Origin of the sequence: Flavobacterium sp. SOK18b (assembly GCF_014156605.1) — a bacterium.
GTDB lineage: Bacteria > Bacteroidota > Bacteroidia > Flavobacteriales > Flavobacteriaceae > Flavobacterium > Flavobacterium tiangeerense.
On the sequence record NZ_QKNZ01000012.1, the window covers coordinates 22344 to 40810 of the forward strand.

The window sequence follows — 18467 nt, forward strand, 5'->3', positions numbered from 1 at the left end:
ATTTTTTTTGGGCGTTCCCTTGTTGCAGAAAATCCTTCTTGAACAACACAATTCGTCAAGCAACAAGGTCAGGCTGTTCGTTCTCAATCTTTTTAGCCGCCTAAAAACGACGTCTAAAAAGGATTTCCACTTCCATCCTTAACGCAAAATAGTGCTAGTTGATAGTTTTTTTTTAGGAGATAAAATGGTTTTAGTTGTAGAAAACTTGTAGAAATACGCTACTTCAAATCCATTAAAAACCCAAAAGTAATAAGAACTAAACTTGCAAGTGGTCCTGACATTATGCACATTAAAAAAGTTTGGCCATCTCCGTTACATACCAAATCCACGCCAAGCATAGTTATCAGTATAGCAGTATTTGACAAAGTGTATAGTATCAAAGAGTAAAATCTAAAATTACGCTTCACTTCTTTTTTTGTCTTTAACAAAATCTTGTCCAATCTATAGCCATAGTAAATCATCATTCCAATTGCCATTAACGCTGAAAACCAAAGAACAATTGAATAGCCCGTTGTGCAGTCACCAGTGATTTTCTCCAAGCTCATAGCTGCAAAAACACCCGGAATTAATGTCCAAGTTGGAAAAATTGGAATCAATGACCATAGCGCGTTAACAAAACTATATTTTGTAAAGGTAAAGTCCATAAAAAAGGTTGCTATTATTTCTTGGTTCTTTCCTTTATACTTGCTTTAATTTCTAAAATTCTTTTCCTTGTTAATTCTTCTAAACAAGTTGAATAGATGAGTGGTTTTATACTTCCGCCTTCATATTGTGAAGATTCAAATTTACAGCTTGAATCTCTAAATTTAACCCAATCCTTTTCAGCTTGAATCAATAATAACTTATCATTTTGATCAAGAATTGATAATAATTGCTTGTACGCTTTATTGAGTTCGGCATCAGCTTTTTTGTATTTAGCATCAGCCGCTTTATTCATTTCTAACTGTGTTTGAGAAAAGGAATTAGTAGAAAAAAATAAAGCAATTAGAACAATGGTATAATATTTTATTTTCATTTTAGTTGTTATTTGATTGTGGTTCAACAGGTCGTTACCGCGGACTTGTACTTATTTGAAACAAACCTAAATCAAGCTACATTTTCAATCGGCTCTTTCGTTTTTCTTTGTTCAAATATAATCAAATTTCTTACGGCTACATATTACCTACAGTTAAATCCATCCAAAGCCGAACAGCACTTCTATTCCAATTGCTACTGTAAATCCTTGACAGACATTTTTTATACAAAACATTTGTTTATTTCAAATTTTACTCTACATTTGTAGAGCAATGTTTCAAACTGTAGAATATGAAAAACCGCAATTATTATTTTATCATCCTTATAAGCCTCTGCATCAGCCTTACAAGTTGCAGCATCAATCAAACTAAAAACGGTTACAAAACCGGAAAATGGATAGAAAGTAAGGAGTTTATGAATGTTAAATCTAGTGCTATCGGTCGTTACCGCAAAGGAAACAAAACCGGAACGTGGAAGCAGTTCGTGGGTGAAAGATTACTATCACAAGAAAAATTTAAAAAGAACAGTTGCCATGTCATTAAATACCACAACACTGGAAGAATACAGCAGATAGGATTTTCAAAAAAATATCTAATCGACTCAAAAGAAGAATGGCTACCCACCGGGTATTGGCAATTTTATGACTCAGAAGGAGTTTTACTAGGCACCAAAATCTACGAAAAAGGAATACCCGTTCAAGAAACATATACCAATTAAAAAAATACACATGCAACAGCTCACCAACGCCGAAGAACAACTCATGGAACACCTTTGGCAACTCGAAAAAGCATTCATGAAAGATTTACTCGAAGCCTATCCAGAGCCAAAACCTGCTACCACAACGGTTGCTACTTTGCTAAAACGCATGATTGACAAGCAATTTGTAGCCTACCGCGAATATGGAAACTCAAGAGAATATTATCCATTGGTCAAAAAAACCGACTATTTCTCGAAACACGTCAACGGATTGATTAGTAATTTCTTCAATAATTCGGCATCACAATTTGCTTCTTTTTTTACCAAAGAAACCAATTTGTCACAAACGGAACTGGAAGAACTCAAGAAAATAATTGACAGTGAAATTCTAAAAAAGAAAAAATGACCGACTTTCTAATCAAATCAACCCTCAGCCTCGTGGTGCTTTTAGGTGTGTATCACTTGCTGCTAGAAAAGGAAAAAATGCACCATTTCAATAGGTTTTACTTGTTGTTTGCTTTGGTTTTTTCGATGGTGATTCCGTTTATAACGATTGAAGTTGTTCAGGAAATTGCACAACCTACAGTTACACCCGGAAATATCCAAATCCTACCAACAACTGCCTTTGTAGTAGAAGAAACAAACTATGTAGCGATAGCACTTTGGGGTTTGTATGGGTTGGTCACAGTAGTTTTGGGGTTTCGATTTATGCGTAATGTGATGCAGATTTCAAAAAAAATGAAATCAAATACAGCCATTGCCTACCAGAATGCTCAATTGGTTTTGGTTCCCGAAAAAACGTTACCGCATACGTTCTTGAATACCATTTTCATCAACGAAACGGAATACAACAACCGTAAAATTGAAGCCGAATTGTATACCCACGAGCTTACGCATGTGACTCAAAAACACACTTTGGATATTTTGTTTATCGAAGTATTGAAAACAGTTTTTTGGTTCAACCCTATTTTTATTTTTTACAAAAAAGCCATACAACTCAACCACGAATTTCTCGCCGATGAGAAAGTAGTACACTCTTATAACAATGTTCCGTTTTACCAATCTTTGTTGCTCTCAAAGGCAAACGCGAACCCAACTTTTTACTTGGCCAGTAATTTGAACTATTTAATAACTAAAAAACGATTACTTATGATGAATAAAACCACATCAAGCTCAAAATCATTTACAAAGAAAATCATTTTGATACCGTTATTTACTGGACTAGTAAATTTAATGTGCATACAAACAATTGCTCAAACCAACACAAACAACAATACTACCGAACAGTCTGAAATTAAAAAAAGAGACGCTTATTACAAAGGAACACAATTAATTGTGAAAGATGATTCAAAAAAAGTGCTATTAGACAAAAAATACGAAGCACTAACTCCAAATGAAAAGCGTCTCTACATTCATAAAGTTCCACCAGAAACTTCAATGAAAAAGCCAACACAAAAAGAATTTGACAGTTGGACCAAAGATTCTAAGTTTTCAGGACTATTTAAAGGAAAAAAATTGAACAATATTGATTTAAAAAAACATAATGTAGAAGAAATTGCTGGCTATCTAAGATTTTATAAACCAGAACGAAACGGTAAACCTTATGGTATTGGTCTCAATCATTATGCTCTATTCACAAACTCTGAACGTGAAATGATAATAAAAAAAAGTAGAGAAAGTGTTTCTTTTAAAGTGATCGAAAAAACAATAAAAGCAGGAACATTTCCAAAGCCTGTTTTTATTAGCATGGTTGTAAGAAACATCTAATTGACAGTGAAATTCTAAAAAAGAAAAAATGACCGACTTTCTAATCAAATCGACCCTCAGCCTCGTGGTGCTTTTAGGAGTTTACTACTTGCTGCTAGAAAAGGAAAAAATGCACCGTTTCAATAGGTTTTACTTGTTGTTTGCTTTAGTTTTTGCAATGGTGATTCCGTTTATAACTATTGAAATTGTTCAGGAAATTGCACAACCCACAGTAACACCCGGAAATATCCAAATCCTACCAACTACTGCCGTTGTAGTGGAAGAGACAAACTATGTAGCAATAGCGCTTTGGGGATTGTATGGTTTGGTCACAGTAGTTTTGGGGTTTCGATTTATGCGTAATGTGGTGCAGATTTCAAAAAAAATGAAATCCAATACTCCCATTGCATACTATAATGCTCAATTGGTCTTGGTTCCCGAAAAAACGCTACCGCATACGTTCTTGAATACCATTTTCATCAACGAAACAGAATACAACAACCGTCAAGTTGAAGCCGAATTGTACACGCACGAGCTTACGCATGTGACTCAAAAACACACTTTGGATATTTTGGCTATCGAAGTATTGAAAACCATTTTTTGGTTCAACCCTATTTTTATTTTTTACAAAAAAGCCATACAACTCAACCACGAATTTCTCGCCGATGAGAAAGTAGTACACTCTTATAACAATGTTCCGTTTTACCAATCTTTGTTGCTTTCAAAGGCAAACGCGAACCCAACTTTTTACTTGGCCAGTAATTTGAACTATTTAATAACTAAAAAACGATTACTTATGATGACTAAAACCACCTCTCAAAAGATTTCCCTTGTCAAAAAAATGACAATTATCCCCGTACTATCGATACTTTTAATTGCCTTTTGCATTAAAACAGTTGCGAGAGAAAAGAACAATACAATTGTGCAACAGCAACCAATTTTGAATGAGAAAATTGCCATTGCCAAAAGTGCATTGCAACAAATTGAAAAGGCAGAAAAACCAAGCGACACCGTAAAAAGAAAGAAACTAGAGGTCGTGAAAATTAGGAACGAAGAATATACCAAAATTGGTAGCCTTTATTTTAATGACAAAGGATCTGTAGACATTAACGGTAACCCTGCTGCTAACGGCTATATTAACATCAACAATGATGTTCATTTTTATGTAACAAAAGGTACAGAAAGAGAATACTACAATAGATATGGATTTAGAGTAGACAGCAAAGGAGTGAAATTAAATAATGACACCATTACTGTTTTAGAAAAAGACTATCAGGTCGAAGCTTCGAAATTGACCTCTAGCGATCAAGTTGGAGATATTTACACTACCACTGGAATAACAGAAAAACCTGATTTCCCAGGTGGAATGATGGAATTTTATAAATTCGTAGGGCAGAATTTTAAAACTCCAGAACAAGCCAATTTAAAAGGTAAGGTTTACATCACTTTTATCATTGAAAAAGACGGTAGTATTAGTGACGTAAAAAACATTCGCGATATTGGCTTCGGTACAGGTGACGAAGCTGTGCGTGTTATAAAATTATCCCCTAAATGGTTACCCGGTAAAATGAATGGTGTTCCGGTTAGGGTAATGTATAGCTTACCAATAACGATACAATCAGCTAAATCCTAAATAAAAACAAATCCGCTTCAAGCCTAGACCTGAAGCGGATTTGCTTTTTATAAATGTTATGTTTTTTTAATTCGGGACTATTTTGGGAATTACCACATCTACTTGGCACAGAATAATTATTAAGCCTAAAAACTAAATCTTGCCAAGTGGCAATTATAGGCTATTTTCCTTTTGATCCGTGTAATTATCGTTAAATAAAAGATTTGGTTTTAGGTATACAAAATTGTTTTGAAAGTCCAAAAACACAGTAAACCTTTTCAAAACTTCATTACCCAAAATGTGAATGCTTTTGTTTTTCAACGGCTTATTGGTCGTTATTTGCTGGATAGGAATTTTTTTTAGGGTATGCTTTCCAATTTTCAAAACTTTTAGTATTGAGGTAATAACCGGAATTTCATTTCCTTGTGCTCCTTTCATGATGACTTTTTTCACAACCTCCATTTTTTCAATTGGAAATTTACTTTGTTTTAACAAATCGTTATCTAACATTACTGTTCTTTGGTAACCTGTATCAAACAAAAAAAAGTCCTTATTAGAAATTCCGTTTTGCTTAATCATACTTTGAATTAAAAAAAGGTCTTTATAAAATTCTATAGCAAGTTTAGTGAATTTTCTATTTTTTTCAATGCTATCTGGTAATATTGCATGGATGATTAATAGTTTTTTATCATAATTAATTTCAACAACTTTATCTTTAAATAAATCCCAACCAAATCTCCCGTCTGTTCCGTGTCCTGATAATGCTGCATCATAAACTTTGGTTTTATACGTTGCGTTTCCTAGTTTTAAATTGTAAAACGTATTATACAGTTTTGGAATCGATTTGAGTTTATTTTTTAGAGCATCATTTGTCAAAACCAATTCAGTAGTTCCTGTATCAAAGTTAAGATGTAGTGTGTCTTTTTCATTGAAAATGGCTTCTATAATAATTGTATTTTGCTCGTTGATTATAAACGGAATACACTCACTAGTTATTTTTTGTTGAGCCGAAACACTACTGCATAGTATTAAAAAATAAACCAATAATTTTTCTTTCATTTTTAGTATTATTGAAGTTCAAGTTCTATTACTTTTTTAAACATTGGGTCTTTCTGCATTAAGAAGTCTTTTCCAAAAATGTCTTGACTTGTTGTGGTGCGTTCGTGTAAAAAATCAATAGGATAAGTGATAAAATGTTCTACTTGATTTTGGAAAATATCAGCAACCGTTTTACAATCCGTAAAATCAATTTGCGGTTCTACTCTAAAAATCAATTTGCTATACGGTAGACTAAATACGGAGGTTCTTGCTTGAACACCTCCTAATAAATTTGGTGTTTCACCTATACTAATGATACGTTTAGTTTTATAGGCTAAGCTAGATAAATTACTTGCCGAAGAAAATATAAATCTATCTTGTAATACATAGATAGGACCCTCAAACGGAATTAATTCTTTCGATGGATAGAAAAAACTAAAATTGGGTATCTTACTATAAAACATTTCAAGATCTTTTAGTTTTGGGCCTTCTTTGTCAAAGGTTAAACCATATTTAATAATAGAGTCTTTTTTTAATCCGTTTAATGGGCTGAATATATATCCTATAGTCAAATTCATCTTCAAGGTATCCTTTAGTATCTTTCCTAAAAACTTACCATAGGTATTATCACTACCTCCTCCATTTCCTCGAACATCTAATACAATAGATTTTACAGCAAACTTATTTATTGTTTTTTGAAAACGATTGATCAAAGTATCCCCCAGTTTTTCATCCATCGTGGGTATTTTTCCATAAAAGAGTTGCTCTTTTTCAAAGTAATGTGTAATAACAGGATCTGTATTGGTATTGTAACCAAAATTATTTTTTTTCTGTTCTAGAAAAGTAACCGTATCATCTTTAATAATAGTTACTGTTTTGCTTTTTTGCTTAGTATCAACGAAGGTTAATTTTAAATGGTTGTTTTTATATATTTCTCCAACTGTATAAAAGTTCTCATGATAGACTTTATTATTAATCCTGTCCCACCTTAGCGGAGAGATTAATTCTTCCATACTCTTAACAAATTGATGAATTTCTTTACCATTACAACTTACTAACTTCATTGAGGCAGGATAACTTATTCCTTGATAAGAAAATGGCAATAAATTATAGTATTCACCATTGATGTAAGCAAGTTCTAATTTTGTCTTAGTATAAAAGTTTTTATTTAAAAAATCGTCATATTTATAATTATGAGGAAAGTCTAGTGTATCTAATTCTGCAATACCCTTTGGAATCCAATCCTTTTTTATGATATCCAACAGCCATTTACCTGGTCTACTAGTGTGCCCGTCTTGTGCTACATTCAACGTTTTTTGTACTAAAAAAAGATAATCCTCCATACTTGTTTTAGAGGTGATTTTCCTTTTGAGTTTATTAGTATGCTTATCAAAGTCAATTTTCCTTACTTCTTTATTAAATTGAATAATTGGGCTTACTTGCTTTATATAGGACACTAACGAATCATAATCCGTTAACATCTGTGAGTGGGTAAGTTGCGGAGTATTTTCAAGGTATTTATGAGGTTTCGGGCTATTTTGCGCTTTGATGTTGGAAAAACTCAATATTAAAATAACAGTGAAGAACTGGCGAGGATAGATTTTCATTTTTATATTTTTCAGTGAAATGCAAAAGTAGATTACCTTAAAAAATGAAAATTGTAAAAATCTGCCAAATATTTTAAATACTATTCCAAATTCCAAATCAACGTATTATCAACCTGAGAACTTGATTGTTTAAATTGAGAGGGCGTTATGTTTGTGTATTTTTTAAATGTTTTTATGAAATGTGATTGATCTGTGAAATTTAATAAAAAAGCAATTTCTATTAACGGAACATTTTTTAAAATCAGAGACATCGCTTCTCTAACTTTTTTTATTTGTAAATACTCTTTGGGAGTAGTTTGCAATTGATTTACAAAATACCTGTGTGTTGAACGATAGCTTTTACATAACAAATCATTTAAATCCTCTATTTCATTCGCCCGTACGGTTTCGTTAAACAACAAACTATTGGATAGCATTTCATCTCGTAAAATAGAAATAAAAAAACTTTCAATTTCGTTTTGAATCAGCTCTAATGAATCATTGCTAAAAACAATTTCAAACAACGGATTCCAATTTTTGTTTTCACTCAATATATTATTCTTAAAAATATTTTGTGAAAGTTGCTCGCCAAAAATAGCCTCCAAACCCAATGGATTAAAGTTTATGCATAGCTCTTGATATGGCTGTTTTGCGATAATCTTAATAGGTTCTTTGTAAATACCTGTTAAGTAACTACTGTTTCTTGTGGAAGGTAAAATACTATATTCGTTTGCATTTAATGCGATCATTTCTCCACCTTTAATTAAACTAAGACAATGGTTCGTATTTGGATAACACAACTGACTTATCATCTCATTATCACCTTTAGTCAAGAATAAAAAATATTGAATAAATTTTTTCAATAAAGGGTTTTTAGGGTAAACTATCTTTGTTTTCATTTTATTCAATTAACGTAAATCTCCCCAATATAAAATCATTTTTCGATTAAGCTGATTGTCTAAATGCGCCGTCGTAGCTGTTGTGTGATGTGTTTTTTTACCACAACATTTCTTCTTGTAATTCAGCATTCCAAAAAGTTCCCGTTTTCATTCCGGTTTCTATTAGTTTAAATATTCCGTCTGCAGAAAATTCTGTTGATAATGGTGCACCTTCAGTTGATAATTTTGTATTTACCCAACCTGGATGAATGGAGTTCACATCTATATTTCTATCTTTCAATCTTGCGGATAAAGTTTTCGTGTACATATTCAATGCCGCTTTAGACATTCTGTAAGCAGTTGAATCAATTTTTGATGTTGTATTCAGCGTTGCCATAATGGAAGAAATATTTAAAATTTTTCCGTTTTGATTTACTAAATCTAAAACAGTTTCGGTAAAATTCACAAGTCCAAAAACGTTCGTTTCAAAAGTTGATCTTAAACTTTCTAAATCTGGTTCCGTTTTATCTAAATCTGGCGCAATTCCGGCATTATTAACTAAAATATCAATTCCGTTAAATTTTTCTCTAATTATTTTGTTCGCATTTTCAATTGACTTTTGATTTGTCAAATCTAATGCTACAACAAATAAGTTTTCAGACTTAATATTTTCAATTTTCCCATTTCTGGAAGTTCCAATTACATAATATTTTTCAGCAATTAGTTTCTCTGCTAAAGCATTTCCAATTCCTGAATTTGCTCCTGTAATTAGGACAATCTTATTTTTTAAATTCATTTTCCTTTTTTAGTTTTTTGGCAATATAGCACACAAAATACCCTCATTTGGCGAGTTTGTGGATTAAAGATGCAAGATTTTTCGGTTTAACACAAAATTCCCAAATATAAAACTAATTTTAAATTAAGTCTAAAACCCAAATTGCTCGTAGCGTTTATTAGTGGCTTTGTTTTATACGTTTAATTATATTCTTTAACATCATCTATTAAAAAAGAATTTCCAGATTTGATTATTCTTATATCTCTTTTATAGTCAGTTTTAAATTCAGCATCACTCAAAATAGTTTGAAAAACATAACTACCATCTTTTTCAGATATTAAATTGCATTTTGTGATTTCAATTTTCCCCCAATCCTGTCCTGATATTAAAAACCCAAATCCTATTCCTGAATATTTTGTGTCATATTTATTTTTCCATTTATTTTCAAATTCTATTTGAGTCATTGCTACGTCAGTATCTAAGTCAACATTAGTAGCTTCAGTTTTGTATTCCTCATAAGTTTTGGTAGTTATCCCTGTCATTTTCGGAAATTCTTTTTTAAAATAAGTTTTGATAGTTTCAATTAGCCATTTTTTTGCACTTTCGGAATTTTTGCTTGCTTGATTGTTTTCTATTTTAGTATTTTCAACCGTAGCTTTTTCAACAAGTTTACCTTGTTTTGTCGGCTTGTTTTGGCAAGAAATTGAAATTAAAATTATTAAAAATAACACTGTGCTTTTCTTCATAATTTGTTTTTAATTTTAAGGCTTTTTTTGGGCAACATGACCAGTAACTATAGGATTAGCTAAATCTCCCAAATACAAAACCAACTTTCTCTTAAGCCTAAAACTCAAATTGTTTTAACTAGTATTGGCAAAAGTCATTATTTCGTTATGTTTCTTAATTCATCAGTTATAAAGCTTTCTGCTACAGTACTAAATTCAGAGTTGAAAATTAATTTATAAAGTTCTTCTCCTAGATTAGTTTTTTCCAAGTTTGAAATGTTGTATTTTTCATCTTGTTTTATCTTCATCATTATTACTATTTGACCTAAATTAAAGATAGTGCTGGGTTTTAATTCATAAAGCGTAAATGAAAGATCTAATTTAGTTTTTAAGCTTCTCTTAATTAGGACTCTTTGGAAGTAAGGAGCTAAAAATCTACTATATACTTGATCAAGTTTTGCAAACTTGATTTGCTTTTCATTACCAATTGCGATATTTGGCATTAAATCTAAACCAGGAATCGAATACCGAAATAATGATGCAATTTCAAGGAATATTTTTAAAGATTGAAAAACATCAATTTGACTACCTCTATTTGGTTTTGATGAAAACAATGTGTTTTTAAATTTAATTTCATCCCCTGAGTGGCGATCGTGAAATATTTCATTTCTAAATTTACGAAATTCATTGACTCTATTAAAAATGCCTGTTTTTTGAATATTAAACTTGTTGTATTCAAGTTCTTCAATTAGAAAGACAATTCTTCCCGAAATTTCCTTATTAATTATTTCATCAATGTTTAGTTGTTTAATGACACACGTAACTTTGCAAATAGCATTGATATAAGCTTCTAATGCTAAAAACCACATTGAAACACTTACGATATTTCTTCTGCCATTATTTATATAATTATCTTGATTTTCTAAATCTTGAATATCAAACATTGTATTTGCAAAACCGTGATTTGAGTATTCATTAAAAGTCAATTCAATATTTGATTTATCAGAGTGACTCAATACAGCCAAAACTAATTGCTGGTAATCATTTTGTCTATAATCTTCAATATGCATTTTCCGTTTTTTAGATATGATTTCTGCCAACGTTTCGCAGCTACACGAGGTTTGGGAAAAAGTACGCCTTATTTTTCGGTTAAAGACTGAACTTTACAACACAAAACCAAGTTTCAGTTGATGACCGATACCCAAATCTCGTGTAACTGCTGTTAACTGCAGGTTTTGTTTTTAATTTATATTTTGTTTTAGACTTTTATGTAATTGTTACTCTTCAATTATTGTTTTTCTAATTTCATCATATCTAAATGTAATATGATGTTGTTTAACATTCAACAATGTATCATTATTCTCATCAATTGTACCATATACAAAAATATATAAACTAACATTCGGTTCATTAGACTTATTTTTGAATTCTGTAAATGCTTTCTCAAATAATAAATTGTATTTATTTTTAAGTCGTGATAATAGATTTTTAGATATTGATTTTTTATCAATTTTTACAGAATAGTTATTTCTTTTTCCACTTATTTCATCTTTATTTTGAAAACCAAGCAAATTGAAATAAACGCTTTCGGGAAATTTGTCAAATACATTTTTGTTTTTTTCTGACAACATAATTTTGCCATAAAAAATTCGTTCATTATGTAATTTTGAAGATTCTGTGTAGTCTTTAATGCCTTTAAAAAAATGTCTATATTGAATTTTTATACCTTTTATTTCTATCTCAACATCTCTATTGTATGGAAATCCTAAATACCAATCTACAATTCTATCTATACTTTGAACTTTGTTATTTCTGTCAAATTTGATATTTTCACTATCAAATTCATATACTTTTGTTATTCCACCAATACCTGTTACTCCTTCATCCTCATTGCCAAGTCTTGCTTGTGATGTTTTCTTTTCTTCAACATTATCGTTATCTTCATTTAAATTAAAAACAGATGGGTAACCAATTTTATTAATTTGTATTTTATTCAATCTTTGATTTTGTCCCGTTTGATTTAATTCATTTAAAGTGGCATATTCGCAAGTTTCGATATGTTCTCTATTTCTATATTTTTTAAAATGAGGTTTTCTATGGTCTTTTTTATTGATGCAAGCTGGAGCCATTCGGACAGAACATTTCTCATCAATACATATAAATTCAAGCTCTGAATAGTTTGGATAAAGTTCAAGTAAAGATTCAGCTTTTATAATTTCGTTAGTACTAACAATTCTTGCTTTATTCATACTTCAAAAGATTAATTTTATTTTTTTTACGTTAAATATCTGTAAACGTGGTTTTTAAACTTTCAGTTAACTTACATATAAACGAAACAAACCTTCGTATACACAACCAAACATATGTAAATAATATAAGATTTGTTTCGCTTTGCGTTTTTCAAATATATTAAAATTATCTTACAAATTATTAAAAAATCAACAGCTGAAAACTGGGCTCGCGTGAAGGATGGCAGCGCAAATCCTTTGTGTTTTTTCTTTAAAAACACAAAGATTGCAGCGTACAGCCAGACCCGAAGTTTTTCACGGAGGGGCACGCCCAAAGACTAAAAATAAAACTATCTAAAAAAACAAATCCGCTACTTACTGAAAAGGAGCGGATTCATCCAACTATAAATCTAAAAAAAACTACTAACTAAACTCTTTATCAGGATTGTATCCTAAATACGGCATGGCGGTTTCATTGAAAATTACGCCGTATTCTTCTAACTCTTTTAAAATAGGCTCGTATACTTCCTTGCGAATGGGTAATTGTACGCCTGGCGTGGTGATTTTACCATTCAGGATTAATAATGTGGCCATGGCAACGGGTAAACCTACGGTTTTGGCCATGGCAGTATAGGTTTGATCGTCACCAAGACAAACCATTTTTGCATCTATTTGTTCTTTTTTGCCGTTTATCTCGTAGCCAAATTTATGGTACATGACAATCATGTCTTTGTCCTCTTCTTGTAAGGTCCAACTATCGGTTAATATTTTCTCTAATATTTGGGCTGGTGTGGCGTTTGTTAAACCTACTTTTTTGTTGGGATTGAACAAATCAAGTTCTAATAATTTGTCCCACATGATGTCATCTTGGTCAATTTTGAGAATCAAACGAGTCTTGATTTCAACCGAATCGGTAGGATGATACGGCAAAAACGAGTTGACAAATTCACGGTAGCTCATGTTCTCTGAGTTTTCCATGATGTAACTGTCATCGGTCATGCCGAGTTGTACGAACATGTTCCAAGCTTTTGAAAAACCTACTCTACGAATGGTGCCTCGGTACAAGGTGAGTACATCATCTAGTCCGTACACAGAGCGGTATTTTAGGGAATCTCTGTTAGAATACGCCTCAAAACGACCGTAACCTTCTACTTGCAAAAACTCGGTTCTACGAAACAAATTGCAATACGGTATGTATTTGTAGGTTCCTTCTTGAATGAATTTAGCGGCGCCTCCCTGACCTGCCAGCACCACATTGCGCGGCGCCCAAGTAAATTTATAATTCCACAAATTCGTGTCTGATTCTGGAGCGACTAATCCGCCACAAAAAGACTCAAACAAAATCATTTCGCCGCCTTTCTCCTTAATTTCATCAATCACTTTCATGGCACTCATGTGATCAATTCCCGGATCAAGTCCGATTTCGTTCATGAAAATAAGATTATTTGCTTTAGCCTGAGCATCTAATTCTTGCATGGCATCACTCACGTAAGAGGCCGTAACTAAGTGCTTTTTGTACGTGATACAATCTTTGGCCACTTGAATGTGCAAATGTGCGGGCAGCATAGAAATGACAATGGTGGCATTTTGAATGGCTTGTTGCCGTTGCTTTTCATCAAAAATATCAAGGGCGATTGCGGTAGCATTAGGATGGTTGTTGGTTTTTTTCTGGGCCAAAGCCAATGACAAGTCACCAATAACGAGATGCAACTGTTCTTGTTCCGATTTTTGAAGCAAATACCGAATTAAAGAAGAGGCCGATCTTCCTGCGCCAATGATTAAAATTGTTCTCATTTTTATATATTTATAACACAAACATACATAATTGTTGTATTTATAACAAATGAAGTGTGATTATTTTATTTAAAACCTACAAAACCAGCTTTTTTTTAACATGCGTTCGCCAAAACAAAGGCCTCAAAAACTTTTAATTTCATTTAAGATCAAATACTTTTGTACTAAATACAAGACCCATGAAAAAAAGAATCATAGCCAGCGGTGCAATTTTAGGAATGATTGCTATAATTTTAGGCGCTTTTGGAGCGCATGCCTTGAAAAAGGTTCTCTCCATAGATCAATTGGCAACATTTGAAACAGGAGTTCGGTACCAAATGTATCATGCTTTGTTTTTACTTTTCATAGGGAACTATGATACTCTTTCACAAAAAAAGCAAAAAGCCATTTATTATTTAGTGCTTTCGGGCGTAGCATTATTCTCAGGATCTATCTATCTTTTGGCTACCAACAACCTCACTACTTTCGATTTTAAAATTATCGGATTCGTAACACCAATAGGCGGTCTCCTACTAATTATTGCTTGGTTTCTGTTATTGGCATCAATATTTGATAAAAAATCACAAAATCATCAGAATTAAAGGCTAACTGAAATATAATTTCTACTTTTGCAGTCTATTAAAAGTAACTATACACACTAAATTTATGGACAATAACACGCTTTTCTCGCAATCGATTTCGTTAAAAGATTTAGGAATTGAAAATGTAAACATTCATTACCAGTTATCCCCAGAAGAATTACACGATATTACAATTAAAACAGGTCAAGGCATTGAGAATTCAACAGGAGCATTGGCTGTAAATACAGGAGAATACACAGGACGCTCGCCTCAAGATCGTTTTATTGTGCGTGATAGCATCAGTGAGGACAAAGTATGGTGGGGTAAAGTAAACATCCCGTTTGAGCCTGCTGCTTTTGAAAAACTATACAATAAAGTAACTGCTTACTTATCTAATAAAGAAGTTTATGTACGTGATTCTTACGTATGTTCTGATCCAAATTACAGATTGAATGTTCGTGTGGTAACCGAAACTCCTTGGGCAAACTTGTTTTGCTACAATATGTTTTTAAGACCTGAAGCATCTGAAATAGCTACTTTTACACCAGAATGGACGGTACTTTGTGTACCAAGTTTTATGGCTGATCCAGCTGTGGATGGTACGCGCCAAAGTAATTTTGCCATATTAGACTTTACTAAAAAAGTAGTTTTAATAGGCGGTACAGGATATACAGGAGAAATGAAAAAAGGAATTTTCTCTGCATTAAATTTCATTTTACCTGTTTTCAAAAACACATTGCCTATGCATTGCAGTGCCAATGTAGGTGAAAAAGGAGATACAGCTATCTTCTTTGGTTTGTCCGGAACCGGTAAAACAACTTTATCAGCTGATCCAGATCGTAAATTGATTGGTGACGACGAACACGGATGGACCAATGAAAATACCGTTTTCAACTTTGAAGGAGGTTGCTATGCCAAAGTAATTAATCTTAGCGAAGAAAATGAACCAGACATTTTTAGAGCTATTAAAAAAGGAGCTATCCTTGAAAATGTAGTATTTAAAGAAGGCACCAATGAAGTAGACTTTGAAGATGTAAGCATCACTCAAAACACACGCGTAAGCTACCCAATCACACATATCGATAATATCCAGCCAGGATCTATAGGTAACAATCCTAAAAACATATTTTTCTTAACTGCAGATTCTTTTGGTATTTTGCCTCCTATTGCAAAATTGACACCAGGTCAAGCAGCTTACCACTTTATATCTGGTTATACCGCTAAAGTTGCAGGAACAGAAGCTGGAGTAACAGAACCACAGCCTAATTTTTCGGCTTGTTTTGGAGCACCATTTATGCCTTTGCACCCAACAAAATATGCTGAAATGTTAAGCAAAAAAATGAAAGATGCTAATGTAACGGTTTGGTTAATCAACACAGGTTGGACCGGTGGTGCATACGGAGTAGGTAGCCGTATGAAATTAAAATACACAAGAGCCATGATCACAGCAGCACTTAACGGTGAGCTTGATAATGTTGCTTATGAAAACCATAAAGTTTTTGGAATTGCAAAACCACAATCATGTCCTAATGTTCCTAGTGAAATTTTGAATCCTAGAAATACTTGGGAAAACCCAGAGCTTTACGATGAAAAAGCATTAGAACTTGCTCAAAAATTCAAAGAAAATTTTGCAAAATTTGAAGAATTTGCCAATCCAGAGATTATGGCAGGTGCTCCACTAGCATAAGTTAATTATAATTCAACACTTGTAAAGCCGTTCGTAAAGAGCGGCTTTACTTTTTTTATGTGGTAAGACAAAAGAAATCAACATTTTAGCATGCGATTCGTTTTTTGGCGTTAAATTTGTAAGTAATCAAAACGTCCTCGTGACAAAAACACAAATCAATCAAAACAATCTACAATCATGTTAAAACAATTTTTCATTCTATGCTCAGGGGCAGACAAAGACCTTCTAGAAACGTGTTCAGAAGGTGAGCAAACAAAATATGTAGGGATAGGCGCCACCGTATTCTTTACAGCCGTTATGGCATTTTTAGCCAGTGCTTATGCCCTATTCACCGTATTTGACAGCATTTATCCAGCAATTGCTTTTGGAGTTGTCTGGGCTTTTCTTATTTTTAATTTGGATCGTTTTATTGTTTCTACTATTCGAAAACGAGATCAGTTTGGTGCCGAATTTTTACAAGCTACACCCCGAATTATTTTAGCGGTAATTATTGCCATTGTAATCTCGAAACCTTTAGAAATTAAAATTTTCGAAAAAGAAATCAATACCGTTTTATTGAAAGAGAAAAATGCGATGGCTCTAGCCAATAAAAAAGAGGTGGCTACGTATTTCAAAAGCGATTTAGACAAAAACAAAGCTGAAATTGACAAGCTGAAATTAGAAATAACAACCAAAGAGAAAGAGGTTAATACCTTATACGAAACCTATATCAAAGAGGCCGAAGGAACAGCAGGAACCAAAAAACTAGGCAAAGGTCCTGTTTTTAAAGAAAAAATTGCCAAGCATGATTTGGCCAAACAAGAATTAGATACCCTGCAAAAAACCAACTTGACCAAAATTGCCGATATGGAAAAGAGTACAAAAACTTTACAAGCTGATTTAGACAAAAAAGTTACCGAAACTCAACCTATTATTGATGGATTTGATGGTTTAATGGCCCGAATCAATGCTTTGAACAAACTGCCTTGGCTGCCATCGTTTTTCATCATGTTGCTATTTTTAGCGATTGAAACCTCGCCAATTATTGCAAAGCTATTAGCTCCAAAAGGCGAATACGATTTTAAATTAGAAGATCTTGAAACCGCATTGAAAGCAACCATTGAACAAGACAAATACCAACGTTCTTTGCTGATAAAAACGAGCGCTTCGATGCATGACAAAGTTTACAATGACATTGCCGAGGATAAAAAACTGTATGAATTGCAACGCAAAAACGCGACTGATTTACTAGAATTGCAGTCCACTAATTTTGTAGAAAAACAGAAAAGAACATTGTAAAAAAATCATTAAGCATAAAAAAAGTCCTAAAGTCAAAAGGTAAATTATCTTTTGGCTTTAGGACTTTTGACTTTATGACTCTAACACTATTTACATGTGACTCAAAATTTCTTTCTTAAAAGCATCGTATTCGCCTTGTAAGATCAAACCATTGTCTAGTAGTTTTTTATAATTCTGTAGTTTTTCAAACAATTCGTCTTGAGTTAAACTAGCAAGTCCCGCTTCTTTACTTGGCTCCGGAACTGTTGCCTCTTGTTCCTTTTCATAATTATAAGCTGGCAGTACAGCAACTGGCATTATTTCGGCAAAACTAGTCACTTCTTCAGTTTCCATCTCCTCAATAATTTCAGCATCAGGAACAACCGCAGCTGATTGTGCCTCCTCAACAGTTATAGCACTTACCACGCCTGTTTTTAAAATATCAAGTTGCTCCTTGGCATACGTAAAAATTTTACGAGCCTGTATTTTTGGAATATAATCAATTGACACTTCCATGTTGGTTCTAGTTGTAAATGAAAACTCAGATCCTAGAATGTTTTCTTTCACAAAGGTACCCTCTATTTCATCCCAGGTATAATCAATGAAATTCATAGATAGCCCAAGGTTTTTAGGCTGACAAATTATGATTCTTTTATTGGTCAAAACAATACTATCCGGCAAGACTGTAATTGCTGGTTTTTTTTGAACCGCTATGTATCCTACCTCTTCGTTTTTCATTAATAAATCACTCAGTTTAGCAGCAATTTTTTCTATTGCTTTAGGATCTTGGTCTTCGTTAAGAAACTTTTTAATTTGATCTATCATAATTCGTACAATTGTTTTAAAGCTTTGTTTTATAGGGAGAGGACAA

18 protein-coding genes are annotated in these 18467 nt (G+C 32.7%); 7 read left to right on the forward strand and 11 right to left on the reverse strand.

Annotated elements, in window-relative coordinates; translation table 11 throughout:
* Window positions 1-218: 218 nt before the first annotated feature.
* Together DNC80_RS02830 and DNC80_RS02835 are read right to left on the reverse strand one after the other, a co-directional pair.
* The gene (locus DNC80_RS02830; RefSeq protein ID WP_182649040.1) at window positions 219-644 is read right to left on the reverse strand and encodes a hypothetical protein; all 426 of its coding nucleotides are present in this window, start codon (window positions 642-644) and stop codon (window positions 219-221) included.
* Window positions 645-658: 14 nt separating this feature from the next.
* On the reverse strand, window positions 659-1015 hold the full coding sequence (locus DNC80_RS02835) for a lysozyme inhibitor LprI family protein (RefSeq protein WP_182649042.1): 357 nt from the start codon (window positions 1013-1015) through the stop codon (window positions 659-661).
* A 290-nt stretch (window positions 1016-1305) separates the two neighbouring features.
* Between DNC80_RS02835 and DNC80_RS02840 the strand changes: the two genes are divergently transcribed.
* From DNC80_RS02840 to DNC80_RS02855, 4 genes are read left to right on the forward strand one after another with little or no spacing between them, the layout of a single operon-like run.
* The gene (locus tag DNC80_RS02840) at window positions 1306-1731 is read left to right on the forward strand and encodes a hypothetical protein (protein ID WP_182649044.1); all 426 of its coding nucleotides are present in this window, start codon (window positions 1306-1308) and stop codon (window positions 1729-1731) included.
* A 10-nt stretch (window positions 1732-1741) separates the two neighbouring features.
* Complete coding sequence (locus tag DNC80_RS02845) at window positions 1742-2116, forward strand: BlaI/MecI/CopY family transcriptional regulator (RefSeq protein WP_086455077.1); 375 nt, start codon at window positions 1742-1744, stop codon at window positions 2114-2116.
* Window positions 2113-3477 carry a M56 family metallopeptidase gene (locus tag DNC80_RS02850; RefSeq protein ID WP_182649046.1) on the forward strand — a complete coding sequence of 455 codons (1365 nt, stop codon included), beginning with the start codon at window positions 2113-2115 and terminating at the stop codon, window positions 3475-3477. The genes DNC80_RS02845 and DNC80_RS02850 overlap by 4 nt, the downstream gene beginning before the upstream one ends.
* A 28-nt stretch (window positions 3478-3505) precedes the next feature.
* Entirely contained in the window at window positions 3506-5089 is a 1584-nt protein-coding gene (locus DNC80_RS02855; protein ID WP_255493152.1) for a M56 family metallopeptidase, read from the forward strand.
* 153 nt (window positions 5090-5242) lie between these two features.
* Here DNC80_RS02855 and DNC80_RS02860 read toward each other — a convergent pair whose 3' ends face one another.
* From DNC80_RS02860 to DNC80_RS02895, 8 genes are all read right to left on the reverse strand, one after another.
* The gene (locus tag DNC80_RS02860; protein WP_182649048.1) at window positions 5243-6127 is read right to left on the reverse strand and encodes a clan AA aspartic protease; all 885 of its coding nucleotides are present in this window, start codon (window positions 6125-6127) and stop codon (window positions 5243-5245) included.
* Window positions 6128-6135: 8 nt separating this feature from the next.
* Window positions 6136-7713, reverse strand: coding sequence for a S41 family peptidase (locus DNC80_RS02865; protein WP_182649050.1), 1578 nt, complete (start codon window positions 7711-7713; stop codon window positions 6136-6138).
* 80 nt (window positions 7714-7793) lie between these two features.
* Entirely contained in the window at window positions 7794-8591 is a 798-nt protein-coding gene (locus DNC80_RS02870; RefSeq protein ID WP_182649052.1) for an AraC family transcriptional regulator, read from the reverse strand.
* 97 nt (window positions 8592-8688) lie between these two features.
* Window positions 8689-9366, reverse strand: a complete 678-nt coding sequence (locus tag DNC80_RS02875; protein ID WP_182649054.1) for an SDR family NAD(P)-dependent oxidoreductase — start codon at window positions 9364-9366, stop codon at window positions 8689-8691.
* Window positions 9367-9545: 179 nt separating this feature from the next.
* The gene (locus DNC80_RS02880) at window positions 9546-10076 is read right to left on the reverse strand and encodes a hypothetical protein (protein WP_182649056.1); all 531 of its coding nucleotides are present in this window, start codon (window positions 10074-10076) and stop codon (window positions 9546-9548) included.
* Window positions 10077-10228: 152 nt separating this feature from the next.
* Window positions 10229-11140, reverse strand: coding sequence for a hypothetical protein (locus DNC80_RS02885; protein ID WP_182649058.1), 912 nt, complete (start codon window positions 11138-11140; stop codon window positions 10229-10231).
* 207 nt (window positions 11141-11347) lie between these two features.
* The gene (locus tag DNC80_RS02890) at window positions 11348-12319 is read right to left on the reverse strand and encodes a hypothetical protein (protein ID WP_182649060.1); all 972 of its coding nucleotides are present in this window, start codon (window positions 12317-12319) and stop codon (window positions 11348-11350) included.
* 402 nt (window positions 12320-12721) lie between these two features.
* Window positions 12722-14092 carry a saccharopine dehydrogenase family protein gene (locus DNC80_RS02895; RefSeq protein WP_182649062.1) on the reverse strand — a complete coding sequence of 457 codons (1371 nt, stop codon included), beginning with the start codon at window positions 14090-14092 and terminating at the stop codon, window positions 12722-12724.
* A gap of 179 nt (window positions 14093-14271) precedes the next feature.
* Here DNC80_RS02895 and DNC80_RS02900 point away from each other — a divergent pair, with 179 nt between their 5' ends.
* The 3 genes from DNC80_RS02900 to DNC80_RS02910 all read left to right on the forward strand — a co-directional run bounded on the left by DNC80_RS02900 (window position 14272) and on the right by DNC80_RS02910 (window position 17617).
* Entirely contained in the window at window positions 14272-14673 is a 402-nt protein-coding gene (locus tag DNC80_RS02900) for a DUF423 domain-containing protein (RefSeq protein WP_182649064.1), read from the forward strand.
* 64 nt (window positions 14674-14737) lie between these two features.
* Window positions 14738-16339, forward strand: coding sequence for a phosphoenolpyruvate carboxykinase (ATP) (pckA, locus tag DNC80_RS02905; RefSeq protein ID WP_182649066.1), 1602 nt, complete (start codon window positions 14738-14740; stop codon window positions 16337-16339).
* A 177-nt stretch (window positions 16340-16516) separates the two neighbouring features.
* A complete protein-coding gene (locus tag DNC80_RS02910) occupies window positions 16517-17617 on the forward strand; it encodes a DUF4407 domain-containing protein (RefSeq protein WP_182649068.1) in 1101 nt (366 codons plus the stop codon).
* A 90-nt stretch (window positions 17618-17707) separates the two neighbouring features.
* Here the strand turns inward: DNC80_RS02910 and DNC80_RS02915 are convergent, their stop codons facing one another.
* On the reverse strand, window positions 17708-18421 hold the full coding sequence (locus DNC80_RS02915) for a PH domain-containing protein (protein WP_182649070.1): 714 nt from the start codon (window positions 18419-18421) through the stop codon (window positions 17708-17710).
* Window positions 18422-18467 lie beyond the last annotated feature (46 nt).

Bases quoted from the DNA above. Each gene is read 5' to 3' on its own strand.
- DNC80_RS02830 (WP_182649040.1), bottom strand. From the start codon at position 644: ATGGACTTTACCTTTACAAAATATAGTTTTGTTAACGCGCTATGGTCA.
- DNC80_RS02835 (WP_182649042.1), bottom strand. From the start codon at position 1,015: ATGAAAATAAAATATTATACCATTGTTCTAATTGCTTTATTTTTTTCT.
- DNC80_RS02840 (WP_182649044.1), top strand. From the start codon at position 1,306: ATGAAAAACCGCAATTATTATTTTATCATCCTTATAAGCCTCTGCATC.
- DNC80_RS02845 (WP_086455077.1), top strand. From the start codon at position 1,742: ATGCAACAGCTCACCAACGCCGAAGAACAACTCATGGAACACCTTTGG.
- DNC80_RS02850 (WP_182649046.1), top strand. From the start codon at position 2,113: ATGACCGACTTTCTAATCAAATCAACCCTCAGCCTCGTGGTGCTTTTA.
- DNC80_RS02855 (WP_255493152.1), top strand. From the start codon at position 3,506: ATGACCGACTTTCTAATCAAATCGACCCTCAGCCTCGTGGTGCTTTTA.
- DNC80_RS02860 (WP_182649048.1), bottom strand. From the start codon at position 6,127: ATGAAAGAAAAATTATTGGTTTATTTTTTAATACTATGCAGTAGTGTT.
- DNC80_RS02865 (WP_182649050.1), bottom strand. From the start codon at position 7,713: ATGAAAATCTATCCTCGCCAGTTCTTCACTGTTATTTTAATATTGAGT.
- DNC80_RS02870 (WP_182649052.1), bottom strand. From the start codon at position 8,591: ATGAAAACAAAGATAGTTTACCCTAAAAACCCTTTATTGAAAAAATTT.
- DNC80_RS02875 (WP_182649054.1), bottom strand. From the start codon at position 9,366: ATGAATTTAAAAAATAAGATTGTCCTAATTACAGGAGCAAATTCAGGA.
- DNC80_RS02885 (WP_182649058.1), bottom strand. From the start codon at position 11,140: ATGCATATTGAAGATTATAGACAAAATGATTACCAGCAATTAGTTTTG.
- DNC80_RS02890 (WP_182649060.1), bottom strand. From the start codon at position 12,319: ATGAATAAAGCAAGAATTGTTAGTACTAACGAAATTATAAAAGCTGAA.
- DNC80_RS02895 (WP_182649062.1), bottom strand. From the start codon at position 14,092: ATGAGAACAATTTTAATCATTGGCGCAGGAAGATCGGCCTCTTCTTTA.
- DNC80_RS02900 (WP_182649064.1), top strand. From the start codon at position 14,272: ATGAAAAAAAGAATCATAGCCAGCGGTGCAATTTTAGGAATGATTGCT.
- pckA (WP_182649066.1), top strand. From the start codon at position 14,738: ATGGACAATAACACGCTTTTCTCGCAATCGATTTCGTTAAAAGATTTA.
- DNC80_RS02910 (WP_182649068.1), top strand. From the start codon at position 16,517: ATGTTAAAACAATTTTTCATTCTATGCTCAGGGGCAGACAAAGACCTT.
- DNC80_RS02915 (WP_182649070.1), bottom strand. From the start codon at position 18,421: ATGATAGATCAAATTAAAAAGTTTCTTAACGAAGACCAAGATCCTAAA.